This is a genomic window from Ulvibacter litoralis, assembly GCF_900102055.1.
Lineage (GTDB): Bacteria > Bacteroidota > Bacteroidia > Flavobacteriales > Flavobacteriaceae > Ulvibacter > Ulvibacter litoralis.
Genome location: NZ_FNBA01000005.1, coordinates 87,844 through 101,022 on the forward strand (window position 1 = coordinate 87,844; position 13,179 = coordinate 101,022).

Consider the following 13,179-nt stretch of genomic DNA (forward strand, 5'->3'; position numbering starts at 1 on the left):
AAAAATTAGACGTCTTATGAAAATTACATTTTACGGTCAGAACAGTCTTTCTCTTAAAATTGCAGGAAAACACATTTTAGTAGATCCTTTTATTTCGGGGAATCCTTTATCGAAAGATTTAATTAATATCAACGATCTAAAAGCCGATTACATTTTAGTGACCCACGCACACCAAGATCATACCTTAGATGTGGAGGCAATTGCTAAAAATACAGGCGCAACGATTGTAAGTAATTTTGAGATTACAAATCATTACGAAGCAAAGGGATGTACAGTACATCCTATGAATCATGGTGGAAGCTGGCAATTCGACTTTGGAAAGGTGAAATATGTAAATGCGATTCATACCAGCTCATTTCCCGATGGGAGCTATGGCGGACAACCAGGAGGTTTCGTGATTGAAGGAGAACACAAAAACATCTACATTGCTGGGGATACAGCTCTAACAATGGATATGAAACTGATTCCGTTGTTTACAAAATTAGATTTGGCCATTTTACCTATTGGAGACAACTTTACTATGGGTGTTGATGATGCTATTTTGGCAAGCAATTTTGTGGAATGCGAAAAAGTATTAGGTGTGCATTACGATACATTTGGATATATTGAAATAGACCACGACGAAGCCAAGAAAAAATTCTACGATGCAGGTAAAGACCTAATGTTGCTTGATATTGGCGGAAGTGTAGAATTATAGACTATTAGACTGTTGGATTGTTAGACAATTAGAATTTTAGACTGTTAGATATCAATAACAAATAAAAAAGTTTTAAAACAAAGTCTAACATCGTTAGACACAATAGTAAAAATGACGTCCAAATTTAAATCAACCCTAAAATAATCCAAAAATCTAAGAATCGAACAATCGATCATTCGAATAATCCAACAATCCAATTTGAAAGCAACCTACCACAAATACATCCTCAATTTTAAAAGACCTAGCGGAACTTCACGCGGGGTTTTAAAAACCAAAGAGACTTGGTTTCTGAAACTTCAAGAAGGTGAAACATGGGGTATTGGGGAGTGTGGAATATTACGCGGATTGAGCATTGACGATCGTCCCGACTTTGAAGCGAAATTGCAATGGGTGTGTGCGAATATTGAGTTGGGAAAACACGCACTGTATGCACAGTTAACTGAGTTTCCTTCCATACAGTTTGGGGTCGAAATGGCGTTCGCATCGTTTGAAGCTAGCAATCCTTTTGTATTATTCCCTTCGGAATTTACTACAGGAGCGAAACAAATCCCAATTAACGGCTTGGTTTGGATGGGCGATACGACTTTTATGAAGCAACAAATCACTGAAAAACTAGCGCAAGGCTTCAGTTGTATTAAACTGAAAATTGGCGCGATCGATTTTGCTTCAGAAATACAATTATTACAAAACATTCGGAAAGAGTTCTCAGCTTCAGAAATAGAACTCCGCGTCGATGCTAACGGAGCTTTTTCACCTTCCGAAGCACTCGATAAACTCAAAATACTTTCAGAATTAGAATTACATTCCATAGAGCAACCCATTAAACAAGGACAATGGCAAGAAATGGCGCGACTGTGTGATAAAACTCCGTTGCCAATTGCCTTAGACGAAGAACTTATTGGTGTCTTTTCTTCCGAAGAAAAAGAAAAATTACTCAAAACGATACAACCACAATACATTATTTTAAAACCTAGCTTAATCGGTGGTATTCAGGGAAGTGACTCTTGGATTGATTTGGCAGCTCAAAAAAATATTGGATGGTGGATTACTTCGGCTCTAGAAAGTAATATAGGATTAAATGCGATTTCGCAATATACATTCACAAAAAACAGTAAATTGCCACAAGGTTTAGGAACAGGGAGTTTGTACACCAACAATATTCCTTCTCCATTAGAAGTATCGCAAGGCGCAATACTCTATAATACAGACAAAATGTGGGAACTTTCTACATTAAAATTATAAAATTAAAAGAGACAGAATTCTATGTTTATAGCACAAGCATTTAAGTATAAGCACGATTGGTGGCGTTATTTAGTTGGAGTATTAATCATTTTTACAGCCTCACAATTTGGGTCTTTACCCTTTATTGGAGCTGCCGCAATGAAAATTATTAATGAAGGAGGAAGTTTAGAATCTTTGGCAGATACCAACGCATTAATGACGGTTTTAGATTCAAATCTAACCTTGTTTTTAATGTTATTGAGTTTTGCAATTGGTTTAGCGGGTGTTTTTTTCTGTGTAAAATACCTTCACAATCAGACCATTGTTGCTGCGACTACCACACGTAAAAAAATAGACTGGAACCGTTTCTTTTTTGGCTTCGGATTGATTGCTATCACCACAACCTTTTTTACTTTGCTAGATTATTATAGCAATCCGCAAGATTATGAATTACAATTTGAAGAAGTTCCGTTCTTGATATTGGCTGTAATTGCAATTGTAATGATTCCGTTGCAAACGAGTTTTGAAGAGTACCTTTTTAGAGGCTATATCATGCAAGGTTTGGGGGTAATGGTGCGCAATAAATGGTTGCCCTTATTGGTAACATCACTGGTGTTTGGAGGCTTGCATTTTTTCAATCCAGAAGTAGAAAAAATGGGTAATATCATTATGGTATATTACATAGGAACAGGTTTGTTTTTAGGAATTATCACCCTTATGGATGAAGGAATGGAGCTTGCTTTAGGTTTTCATGCAGGGAATAATTTGGTCGGAGCCTTATTGGTAACTGCAGATTGGACGGTATTTCAGACCAATTCAATCTTTAAAGATATATCGGAACCTTCGGCAGGTTTTGATGTTTTAGGGCCGGTGTTGATTTTATATCCTATATTTATTGCTATTATGGCATTTAAATACAAATGGAATGGTTGGGGCAATAAGCTCTTCGGAAAGGTAACGCCTCCAGTAGAAACAATTCAAGAAACGATTTAATACATAGATATTTTGGAAACATCCCCACAATTTCTCCATCCCTCTTTTACGCTTAATGGGCTTCAGTACGATACCGTAGAAGACTTGTTGCGTATTGCTGAGGAGCTTCAGGAGGAAGGGGAAGATTTTGAAGTAAGCATCGGACAGTTTATTCAAAAATGGCTAAATAATAAAGACAGCATAAAGGTTAAAACCTCTGGTTCTACAGGGAAGCCTAAAAAAATAAAAATTCTAAAAAAGAATATGATCAATAGCGCTAAAGCAACGGGCGCTTATTTTGATTTAGGAGAAAAAACATCAGCTTTGTTATGTCTTTCGGCAGAATATATTGGCGGTAAAATGATGTTGGTTCGCGCCATGACATTAGGTTGGAATTTACACGTAGTCGCTCCTGTAAAAGATGCGTTAACGCAATACGACAATGATTACGACTTTGTTGCAATGGTGCCGTATCAATTGTACCATTCGTTAGACGACTTAAAAAAAGTAAAAAAGATGATTGTGGGTGGCGGCGCAGTTTCCGAAGAATTAATAGAACAGATTAAAGATGTTCCAACAGAGGTGTTTGCTACCTATGGAATGACAGAAACCATTAGCCATATCGCTGTAAAAAGACTGAATGGACCTAATAAATCAGATCGTTATACAGCGCTTCCAAATGTAAATTTCACTACCGACGGACGTGAATGCTTGGCCATTTATGCGCCAGATATTATTGATGATATTGTCATTACCAACGATCTTGTTGATTTAAAGTCGGATACCGAATTTGTTTGGTTAGGACGCTACGATAATGTAATTAATAGTGGCGGGGTAAAAATACACCCTGAAAAAGTAGAAGCGAAATTAAACACTTTTATAAGCTTACCGTTTATAATTGCTTCGGAAGAAGACGAACAATTGGGGCAACGTGTTATCTTAATTATAGAAACAGACCAAAAGAAAACATTGCCTAATTATTCTGAAGCTTTTACCTTTTTAGAAAACTACGAACGTCCAAAAAAAATATATACTCTTTCCAAGTTTCCATACACAAAAACAGAGAAAATAAAAAGGGGTGATATACTTGAAGTGCTAAAGAAGTATAAATAAAAAGAAGCCTTCCTTCTTCTAAAAGCGTGTTACCTCACTAAAAGGATGCGTTCCCTCAAAAGCTATTTTATAACAGGTTTAGTGATTGTAGATTTATATCATAATCAGAAAAACCACAACGTTATGAAAACAGTTCTACACCTCATTATTTTCACATTTTTCACAGTGCAATTACAGGCACAACAAGTCAGAGTTTCAGGAATAGTAACCGATGATAGCGGACTGCCATTGCCTGGAGTTAGTGTAATTGTAAAAGAAACTCTAAACGGAACACAAACCGACTTTGAAGGTCGATATGCTATTGAAACAACCTTCGGGAACGTTTTGGTATTCTCTTATGTCGGTTTTGAAACTGTCGAGGAAAAAGTAAAAAAGAATCAACCTGTTTTGAACATTGAAATGCAATCAGGAGCAGCTTTAGAGGAGGTTGTTGTTACAGGATATAGCAAGAACAACCGAAAAAAGAGTGTGCGTATTCGAGGCAATGCAAGTGTTCGTGCGTTACAAGGGAGTGTTTCAGGAGTACATATAAGCAGCTCCAACAATGCCAATCGTGTTGCTACCAACAATGAATCGTACGGACGCATTCATGAAAATATTTTCAAGCGCGTAGAAACAGCGCCACTATCCACTTTTTCGATCGATGTTGATAAGGCAGGATATAGCAATGTGAGACGTTTCATAAATAATGGTCAGAAAGTGCCAAAAGACGCCGTTAAGATTGAAGAAATGATCAACTACTTTTCGTACAATTACCCACAACCAAAAGGTGACGATCCATTTTCTATTGCTGCAGAAATAGCTTCATCCCCTTGGAATGATTCAGCGAAACTCGTCCGAATTGGATTGAAAGGGAGAGCTATTAATACAGAAAAGGTACCTTCTTCAAACTTAGTGTTTTTATTAGATGTTTCAGGATCGATGAACAACCCAAATAAATTACCACTTTTAAAATCGGCACTCCACGTATTGGTAGATCAATTGCGCGAAACAGATAAAGTGTCTATAGTGGTGTATGCAGGTGCTGCCGGATTGGTATTGCCACCTACTTCAGGAAGTAATAAAGAGGCTATTTTAAGTGCTGTAAACAAACTTAGTGCTGGAGGTTCTACGTCTGGAGGCGAAGGGATTCAATTAGCGTATAAAATTGCACAAGAAAACTTTATAAAAGGAGGGAACAACAGAATCATTTTGGCAACCGATGGCGATTTTAATGTAGGCGCTTCAAGCGATAGAGCTATGGAAGACTTGATTATTGAAAAACGCAAAAGCGGGGTGTTTTTAACCTGTTTGGGCTTCGGAATGGGAAATTATAAAGATTCGAAGATGGAAACCTTAGCCGATAAGGGAAATGGAAATTATGCCTATATCGATACCATGCAGGAAGCACGTAAGGTGTTAGGAACAGAGTTTTTCGGTACGCTTTATACGATAGCAAAAGATGTAAAAATTCAAGTAGAATTTAATCCAACCAGAGTACAAGCGTATCGTTTAATAGGTTATGAAAATAGATTGCTAAATGACGAAGATTTTAAAGACGATACTAAAGATGCTGGCGAATTGGGAAGCGGACATACGGTTACGGCTTTGTATGAAGTTATTCCGGTAGGGGTAAAAAGTGAGTATGTAAAAGACATTCCAAACTTGAAATACACTAAAAATACGACTGGGAATGCTTCAGATGAAATGCTGACGGTTAAATTTAGATATAAAGATCCTGAAGGCTCGAAAAGTAAGCTGATAGAACAAACGGTAAAAGATACTTCTACTTCGTTTGAAAAAGCTTCCGAAGATTTTAAATACGCAGCTTCCGTAGCGCTCTTCGGAATGCAATTACGCAACTCTGTTTTTATCAATACGCAAAAAAAGAACGATGTTATCGCATTAGCTGAAGCAGGAAAAGGAGTAGATACAGAGGGATACCGAGCAGAATTCATTCGGTTGGTAAAAAGCTATAATTAGTGAAGTTGTTTACACTATTGTATTAAAATAGCGACGATTCACTGTGAATTAAAAAGGTTTTTGAAACGATAGCTGTTTCAGAAACCTTTTTTAGGCTTAAAATGTAGGAATATCTTTTGTTCTCTTTTTGTTACTATATGCATAGTATGTCAGCTACTATTATTCTTTCGTCATTCCGAATTAAGTTCAGAATCATATCAAATTGAGACCAAAAATACTTGCAATGAGAACCTGAAACAAGTTCAGGTTGACCTATTTTAAATTTCACTTTTTCTGGAAACTTACAGTTTAACCGATTTTTTTGTAAAAGAGCAATAATTTGTAAGATAAGTAGTACAAATAATTAAGTGTTTACACGTATGTGGTTGTTTTGCAGTATTTTATATCTTAAATCTTATTAACCAATACATTTAAAATTATGAAACTAAAAACCAAAATTACGTTGCTTTTTGCGTGTTTCGCACTAAGTATATTTGTGTCTTGTACGCAAGACCAAGCTGCCGATCTAACGGTAGAAACAACAACAGACATCTCTATTGAAGATGCAGCCAAAAAGCTGGATATGCTACGAGCTAGACCTACGGTACAGAGTAAAGCAGCCATTACGTACCTCTCAGAATTATGTGGAGATGTTGTATCAGGAACTTCAAGTTTAAATTCATATGATGATGCCTCTTTATGGGGGTTTTATTCTTTTGAAGGAACAGCAGGTGATGCGGTAGATATTTCAGTGTTACGAACTAATCCAGGAATGGATGTAGGGATGACTTTATATTTCGGGACCACAACAACGAGTGATGGTCTTGATGCTTTTGGTCCAAGCACCAATCCTGACATGACTTATTTGAACAATTGGGATGATAATATACCGAATCCAAGCTGTTTTAGCGACCCAGGTGTAAGTGGATACGTATTGCCAAATACAGGAGTCTATACCTTAGTGGTGTATGATGTTTTAGGTTGTGGTGATCCATATACCTATGAAATTCATACATCAGGGATTAGCTGTTTTATAGATACTGATGGTGATGGTTGTGAGGATGAAGTAGATCCACATCCAAATTCAAATGAAGAAGCTACCGTAACTATTGATGGTTGTGATTCTGGAGCTCCTAATATGTATGTAGAGCCTTGTAGCACAATGTCTGACTTAATTGCTGACTGTGCCGCTAATGCAGCAAACCACGCAGAATTTGTGGCTTGTGTAAAAGCATTAGCAACCGCTTGGAGACGTGCAGGACATATTGATGGAAGACAAAACTATTATTTACAACGTTGTGCTTCAAGTTCTAGCTTGCCATAAGGTGAATTATTAATTAGTGATTAAATGAATTAAAAAGGTTTCTGAAACTGCAGTTGTTTCAGGAGCCTTTTTTTTGCTTGAAAATGTAAAAAAACCTTTTGCTTTACTTTTATTACTATATCCATTGTATGTCAGCTACTATTATTCTTACTTCATTCCGAATTTAGTTCGGAATCACATCAAATTGATATTCAAAAAACTTGCAATGAGAAGCTAAAACAAGTTCAGGTTGACATACTTTGTTATGATACATTATGGAAACTCGCTTTTAAAATTTTTAAGTATTTCTGAAAGTTTACAGTTTATCAGAATTATTTGTAATAGAGCAAGAGTTTGTAAGATAAATAGTACAGATGATTAAGTGTTTATACGTATGTGATTGTTTTGTAGTATTTTATATCTTAAAATCATTAACCAATACATTTTAAATTATGAAACTAAGAACCAAAATTTCGATGCTTTTTGCATGTTTTGCACTAAGTATTTTCGTGTCTTGTACGCAAGACCAATCTACCGATCTAACGGTGGAAACAACAACAGATATCTCTATTGAAGATGCTGCCAAAAAAATGGAAATGATGCGAACTACGCCTATGGTACAAAGTAAAGCGGCCATAACGTACATTTCAGAGTTGTGCGAAGATGTTGTATCAGGAACGTACGCATATGAAAATACTTGGAATAATGCCGCATTATGGGACTATTATTCTTTTGAAGGTACTGCTGGAGATGTGGTAGATATTTCATTATTACGGACTACTCCAGGAATGGATGTGATGAGCATCCTGTTTTTCGGAACCACTACAACTAGTGATGGTCTTCACCCTTTTAGTCCTAGCACCAATCCTGATATGACGTATTTAGGGTTTTGGGATGATAATATACCGAATCCTAGTTGTTTTGGAGATGCAGGAACATTTGGTTTTATATTACCATATACAGGAACCTATACTTTTGCGGTAAATGACAATTCAGGTTGTGGTTTTCCAAAAAACTATGAAATCCATACCACTGGGATTAGCTGTATTACAGATACCGATGGCGATGGTTGTGACGATGCTGTAGATCCGCATCCAAACTCAAATGTAGAAGCTACGGTAACCATTGATGGTTGCGACTCTGGAGCACCAAATATATATGTGGAGCCTTGTAGCACCATGTCTGACTTAATTGCCGACTGTGCTGCCAATGCAGCAAACCACGCAGAATTTGTGGCTTGTGTTAAAGCATTAGCAACCGCTTGGAGACGTGCAGGACATATTGATGGAAGACAAAACTACTATTTACAACGTTGTGCTTCAAGCTCTAGCTTACCCTAAGGTGAATTATTAATTAGTGTTTAAATACATTTAAAAGGTTTCTGAAATAGCTATCGTTTCAGAAACCTTTTTTTTTGTAAACCAGACGCTGGCTTACTGTATAGTATGTCTTTAATTATGGTAGATTCTTCTGAAAGTGTATTCTTTCCGAAGAAAAAAACTATACCTGAATAACCCCTAAATTAAATGGTTTTTCGATAGGAGCGTGGTTAGCTGCTTCAATTCCCATAGAAATCCACGTTCGGGTATCTAACGGATTAATAACGGCATCGGTCCAAATTCTAGAGGCTGCATAATACGGTGATATTTGTTTGTCGTATCTCGCTTTAATGCGATCGTATAATTCTTTTTCAACTTCTGGAGTAATGGTTTCGCCTTTCTTCTTTAGAGAAGCTGTTTCAATTTGAAGCAATACTTTGGCAGCACTATTTCCACTCATTACCGCTAGTTCGGCACTAGGCCAAGCAACAATAAGTCGAGGATCGTAAGCTTTTCCGCACATGGCGTAATTTCCTGCTCCGTAAGAGTTTCCTATTACAATTGTGAATTTTGGAACCACACTGTTACTCACAGCGTTTACCATTTTGGCACCGTCTTTTATAATTCCTCCGTGTTCACTTTTACTTCCTACCATAAAGCCAGTCACATCCTGTAAAAAGACCAAAGGGATTTTTTTCTGATTGCAATTGGCAATAAAACGAGTGGCTTTGTCGGCACTATCGCTATAAATTACACCGCCAAATTGCATTTCTCCTTGTTTGGTTTTTACCAATTTACGTTGGTTGGCAACAATACCAACTGCCCAGCCATCAATGCGCGCATATCCAGTAAGGATTGTTTGTCCGTAGCCTTTTTTATACTCTTCAAATTCACTTTCATCTACTATACGCTTAATAATTTCGCGCATATCGTATTGTTCAGCTCTCGATTTAGGCAGAATTCCGAAAATGTCATCTGGTTTTAAGGTAGGCTTCTTAGGTGCTTCTCTATTAAAACCCGCTTTGTCATAATCACCAATTTTAGATACAATATTTTTAATGGTATCTAAAGCGTCTTTATCGTCTTTGGCTTTGTAATCGGTTACGCCACTTATTTCACAATGTGTGGTAGCGCCTCCTAAAGTTTCATTGTCGATGGTTTCACCAATAGCAGCTTTCACTAAATAACTCCCTGCTAAAAAGATACTTCCAGTTTTATCTACAATTAACGCTTCATCGCTCATAATAGGTAAATAAGCTCCTCCAGCAACACAACTCCCCATAACAGCGGCAATTTGAGTAATTCCCATACTGCTCATGATGGCGTTGTTTCTAAAAATTCGCCCGAAGTGTTCCTTATCTGGAAAAATTTCATCTTGCAAGGGTAAATAGACCCCCGCGCTATCTACCAAATAAATAATAGGAAGTTTATTTTCAATGGCAATTTCTTGCGCGCGTAAGTTTTTCTTTCCCGTAATTGGAAACCAGGCACCTGCTTTTACGGTTGCGTCGTTGGCAACCACGAGGCATTGTTTTCCTTTTACGTATCCCATTTTAATCACCACGCCACCACTAGGGCAACCGCCGTGTTCGGCATACATATCATCTCCTGCAAAGGCAGCAATTTCGATGCTAGGTTTTTTTTCGTCCAAAAGATACGCAATACGCTCTCTGGCGGTCATCTTACCTTTTGCATGATGCTTTTCAATACGTTTTTCGCCACCACCAAGCTTTACTTTAGTTAGTTTCTGGCGTAATTCTGAAGCTAATAATTTATTATGATCTTCGTTTTTGTTGAAGTTGATATCCACGGGTTTCCTATTTCCGGCTAAAATACAAAATATCGAAACATTTATAATAAGAAGCCGTCGCTTTTCAATTATTTACCTTGGAAATAGTTTCCTAGGTAATTAAATAAATAATTAATACATTTGTCAAAACTTTAAAAACAAAAAGAATGAAAACAAATAAAATTATTTTTTATGTAGCTACTGGATTGTTAACCGTCTTAATGCTGTACTCGGTAAGTATGTACCTTTTTAGTCATGACATGGTTGTCCAGATGTTTGAAACCTTCGGATATCCAGGATATATCGTGTATCCGTATGCAATTGCAAAATTATTAGGATTGGTGGCTTTATGGGTACCGACCTTTAAAGTGTTGAAAGAATGGGCGTATGCAGGTTTTTTCTTCGCCTTCATTTTGGCCTTTTTTGCACACGTTATGATAGGCGATGGTGAACAAATGGGAGCTTTAATTGCATTAATTTTATTACTAGTTTCTTACTTTTATTCAAAAAAAATAAAATAATCCATGAAAAATATAATAGCACTTGCAGGAAGTAATAGCAAACAATCTATCAATAAAGAACTAGCACATTATGTAGCCAATCAGTTAGAAGAAGTGGCAGTTACTACGATAGATTTAAACGATTTTGAGATGCCCCTTTTTGGGATCGACTTAGAAACAGAGAAAGGAATTCCCGAAAACGCAACAAAGTTGTTAGAGATATTACAAGGAGCGGATGGACTTGTACTATCATTAGCCGAACACAATGGCGCGTATTCGGCTGTGTTTAAAAATAGTTTCGATTGGATGTCGCGAATTGATGGTAAAGTATTTGGAGGAGTGCCTATGTTGTTATTGGCAACGTCCCCAGGTGCACGTGGTGGCGCTTCGGTATTGGAAATTGCCAAAGCACGATTTCCTTACAATGGAGGTAATGTGGTAGCAGATTTCTCTTTGCCAAGTTTTAGTCAGAATTTTTCTTCGGAAGGGATTACAGATATGGAACTTCGTAAAGATTTAGACGTCGCTATAGATACTTTTAAAAATGCTGTAGAAACGTTTGAAAAATAAAACATGGGCGATATTTCTAAAGACATACAGATGCAATTTTCTAACAACAAAATGAAAGCGTTGTTAAATATTATGTACACTGCAAGTTGGATTAGTAGTCGTGAAAATGCATTTTTTAAACCCTTCGGAATCTCTCCCCAACAATTTAATGTGTTGCGAATTTTAAGAGGCGCCGGAAAACCAATGGCAGTTCAGTCGATTAAGGAACGAATGATAGATCGGAATCCAAATACCACGCGGTTAATGGATAAGATGTGTGCAAAAAACCTAATTGAACGAATAGCTTGCGAAAGTGATCGCCGTGTGGTTCATATTGAGATTACTCAAAAAGGACTTTCGTTGTTGCAAAAAATTGACGACAATAAGCCCTTAGACTGGTTGAAAAACTTGTCGGATAAAGAAGCAGCACTTTTAAGTGATTTGCTTGATAAAATACGATAAAATAAATGTAATAAGGGGTTTGAAATGAAAACAAATAGTAGTAAAGAAATAGGGCGAAGTGATTTTGTAAGTATGGGAGGAGTGCGTTTACGTCAGCCGTTTCCAACCGAAGCGATTGAAGCAATAGATCCGTTTTTATTGCTACATCATTACGGACCTTATGAAATAAACGAATACAACAATCCGATGGATTTAGGGCCACATCCGCATCGTGGTTTCGAACCCATTACATTTTTAATTAGCGGAGAGCAGTTGCATCGCGATTCGTTAGGAAACGAAAGTGTGGTAAAGGGAGGCGATGTACAATGGACGACTGCCGGTCGAGGTGTAATTCATGCAGAAGCACCGACCAAAGAATTTGTAAAAAAAGGAGGCACGTTGGAAGGCATACAATTATGGCTGAATTTACCTTCGGAAAAGAAAATGATTCCGTCCAATTACCAACATGTTGAAAGTGATCATTTTTTGACGGTTACTTCGGAAGACGGGAAGGTTATCTTAAAAGTGATTGCAGGGGAATTGGAAGGCACCTACGGACGATTTGCTACGCAGACGGCTGTAAATGCCTATATGATTTCGGTGGAAGCAGGGGGGAAGTACGAGTTGAGAATTCCGGAAAGCCATCAATCCTTGTTGTATTTGTTAGATGGAGAAGTGAAAATCAATGCTTCTGAAGTGTTGAAAAAGAATGAAAATCAGTTGCTTTGGTTTCATCAAGATGGTGAGGGAATAACCTTTGAAGGGAACGCAAAAAGTACGTTGTTGTTTTTATCGGGCGAGCCTATCAAAGAAAAAGTAACTTCTTGGGGACCTTATGTAATGAATACACAAACCGAAATAATGGAAGCGTTGCGTGATTATCAGCAAGGTAAAATGGGTTTTCTTCCCGCATAGTAATAAAGCATCTTTAGGGATGCTTTTTTTAGTTAAAAATCACGATATTTGCTTTTGTTCTACGAATGAGAATTTAAAAGAACTTTTACCACTTCTAACCTCAAAATTGAAGTGAATAACCGCGTTAGGGATAGAGGCGGCATCCCCCAATACGTATTGGGGATATAGCCGAAAGCCCGGTTCGCCATCGGCGAGAACGCCCAAAAAAATAAACTATGGGAATGAATAAAAATACAGTACTGGCTTGGGCCACATTTATAATGATATTAGTGGGAGTTGCTTTAATTGCATTAGGCGCTTTTAGATATGATGATGTTGCAGGATGGGGATTTGCATCTGTTGGAATTGGTTTTTTCGCTATTGCTTGGGTTTTTAATGCGTTGAAAGGACGCGTTTAGTATTAACACTTAATTTTTTTT

The 13,179-nt window shown here is 37.3% G+C and carries 13 protein-coding genes; 12 read left to right on the forward strand and 1 reads right to left on the reverse strand.

Translation table 11 applies throughout. From position 1 onward, the window contains the following. The first annotated feature begins 16 nt into the window (after nt 1-16). The 7 genes from BLQ00_RS14130 (at nt 17) to BLQ00_RS14160 (ending at nt 8,587) form a co-directional block, all read left to right on the forward strand. The gene (locus BLQ00_RS14130; RefSeq protein WP_093144964.1) at nt 17-697 is read left to right on the forward strand and encodes a metal-dependent hydrolase; all 681 of its coding nucleotides are present in this window, start codon (nt 17-19) and stop codon (nt 695-697) included. A 198-nt stretch (nt 698-895) separates the two neighbouring features. Further along, nucleotides 896-1,939 carry an o-succinylbenzoate synthase gene (locus BLQ00_RS14135; RefSeq protein WP_093144965.1) on the forward strand — a complete coding sequence of 348 codons (1,044 nt, stop codon included), beginning with the start codon at nt 896-898 and terminating at the stop codon, nt 1,937-1,939. Nucleotides 1,940-1,960: 21 nt separating this feature from the next. Further along, on the forward strand, nt 1,961-2,911 hold the full coding sequence (locus tag BLQ00_RS14140; protein WP_093144966.1) for a CPBP family intramembrane glutamic endopeptidase: 951 nt from the start codon (nt 1,961-1,963) through the stop codon (nt 2,909-2,911). A 12-nt stretch (nt 2,912-2,923) separates the two neighbouring features. Beyond that, nucleotides 2,924-4,003, forward strand: a complete 1,080-nt coding sequence (locus BLQ00_RS14145; protein ID WP_093144967.1) for an AMP-binding protein — start codon at nt 2,924-2,926, stop codon at nt 4,001-4,003. 123 nt (nt 4,004-4,126) lie between these two features. After that, nucleotides 4,127-5,965 (forward strand): vWA domain-containing protein, encoded by a 1,839-nt coding sequence (locus tag BLQ00_RS14150; RefSeq protein WP_093144968.1) that lies wholly within the window; start codon nt 4,127-4,129, stop codon nt 5,963-5,965. A gap of 418 nt (nt 5,966-6,383) precedes the next feature. Further along, on the forward strand, nt 6,384-7,268 hold the full coding sequence (locus BLQ00_RS14155) for a hypothetical protein (RefSeq protein ID WP_093144969.1): 885 nt from the start codon (nt 6,384-6,386) through the stop codon (nt 7,266-7,268). 431 nt (nt 7,269-7,699) lie between these two features. Further along, a complete protein-coding gene (locus BLQ00_RS14160) occupies nt 7,700-8,587 on the forward strand; it encodes a hypothetical protein (protein ID WP_093144970.1) in 888 nt (295 codons plus the stop codon). Nucleotides 8,588-8,747: 160 nt separating this feature from the next. Here BLQ00_RS14160 and BLQ00_RS14165 read toward each other — a convergent pair whose 3' ends face one another. Continuing rightward, complete coding sequence (locus BLQ00_RS14165; protein ID WP_093144971.1) at nt 8,748-10,376, reverse strand: acyl-CoA carboxylase subunit beta; 1,629 nt, start codon at nt 10,374-10,376, stop codon at nt 8,748-8,750. A 146-nt stretch (nt 10,377-10,522) separates the two neighbouring features. On the opposite strand from BLQ00_RS14165, the gene BLQ00_RS14170 reads away from it, so the two are divergent. From BLQ00_RS14170 to BLQ00_RS14190, 5 genes are all read left to right on the forward strand, one after another. After that, complete coding sequence (locus tag BLQ00_RS14170; protein WP_093144972.1) at nt 10,523-10,876, forward strand: DoxX family protein; 354 nt, start codon at nt 10,523-10,525, stop codon at nt 10,874-10,876. A 3-nt stretch (nt 10,877-10,879) separates the two neighbouring features. Continuing rightward, nucleotides 10,880-11,425 carry an NADPH-dependent FMN reductase gene (locus tag BLQ00_RS14175; protein ID WP_093144973.1) on the forward strand — a complete coding sequence of 182 codons (546 nt, stop codon included), beginning with the start codon at nt 10,880-10,882 and terminating at the stop codon, nt 11,423-11,425. Nucleotides 11,426-11,428: 3 nt separating this feature from the next. Next, a complete protein-coding gene (locus BLQ00_RS14180; RefSeq protein WP_093144974.1) occupies nt 11,429-11,866 on the forward strand; it encodes a MarR family winged helix-turn-helix transcriptional regulator in 438 nt (145 codons plus the stop codon). 24 nt (nt 11,867-11,890) lie between these two features. Next, nucleotides 11,891-12,760, forward strand: coding sequence for a pirin family protein (locus BLQ00_RS14185; protein ID WP_093144975.1), 870 nt, complete (start codon nt 11,891-11,893; stop codon nt 12,758-12,760). Between the two features lie 215 nt (nt 12,761-12,975). After that, nucleotides 12,976-13,158 carry a CAL67264 family membrane protein gene (locus tag BLQ00_RS14190; protein ID WP_093144976.1) on the forward strand — a complete coding sequence of 61 codons (183 nt, stop codon included), beginning with the start codon at nt 12,976-12,978 and terminating at the stop codon, nt 13,156-13,158. Nucleotides 13,159-13,179: the final 21 nt, after the last annotated feature.

What these genes read in the sequence shown, in the direction of transcription:
- BLQ00_RS14130 (WP_093144964.1), top strand. Translation starts at nt 17, where the DNA reads ATGAAAATTACATTTTACGGTCAGAACAGTCTTTCTCTTAAAATTGCA.
- BLQ00_RS14140 (WP_093144966.1), top strand. Translation starts at nt 1,961, where the DNA reads ATGTTTATAGCACAAGCATTTAAGTATAAGCACGATTGGTGGCGTTAT.
- BLQ00_RS14150 (WP_093144968.1), top strand. Translation starts at nt 4,127, where the DNA reads ATGAAAACAGTTCTACACCTCATTATTTTCACATTTTTCACAGTGCAA.
- BLQ00_RS14155 (WP_093144969.1), top strand. Translation starts at nt 6,384, where the DNA reads ATGAAACTAAAAACCAAAATTACGTTGCTTTTTGCGTGTTTCGCACTA.
- BLQ00_RS14160 (WP_093144970.1), top strand. Translation starts at nt 7,700, where the DNA reads ATGAAACTAAGAACCAAAATTTCGATGCTTTTTGCATGTTTTGCACTA.
- BLQ00_RS14170 (WP_093144972.1), top strand. Translation starts at nt 10,523, where the DNA reads ATGAAAACAAATAAAATTATTTTTTATGTAGCTACTGGATTGTTAACC.
- BLQ00_RS14175 (WP_093144973.1), top strand. Translation starts at nt 10,880, where the DNA reads ATGAAAAATATAATAGCACTTGCAGGAAGTAATAGCAAACAATCTATC.
- BLQ00_RS14180 (WP_093144974.1), top strand. Translation starts at nt 11,429, where the DNA reads ATGGGCGATATTTCTAAAGACATACAGATGCAATTTTCTAACAACAAA.
- BLQ00_RS14185 (WP_093144975.1), top strand. Translation starts at nt 11,891, where the DNA reads ATGAAAACAAATAGTAGTAAAGAAATAGGGCGAAGTGATTTTGTAAGT.
- BLQ00_RS14190 (WP_093144976.1), top strand. Translation starts at nt 12,976, where the DNA reads ATGGGAATGAATAAAAATACAGTACTGGCTTGGGCCACATTTATAATG.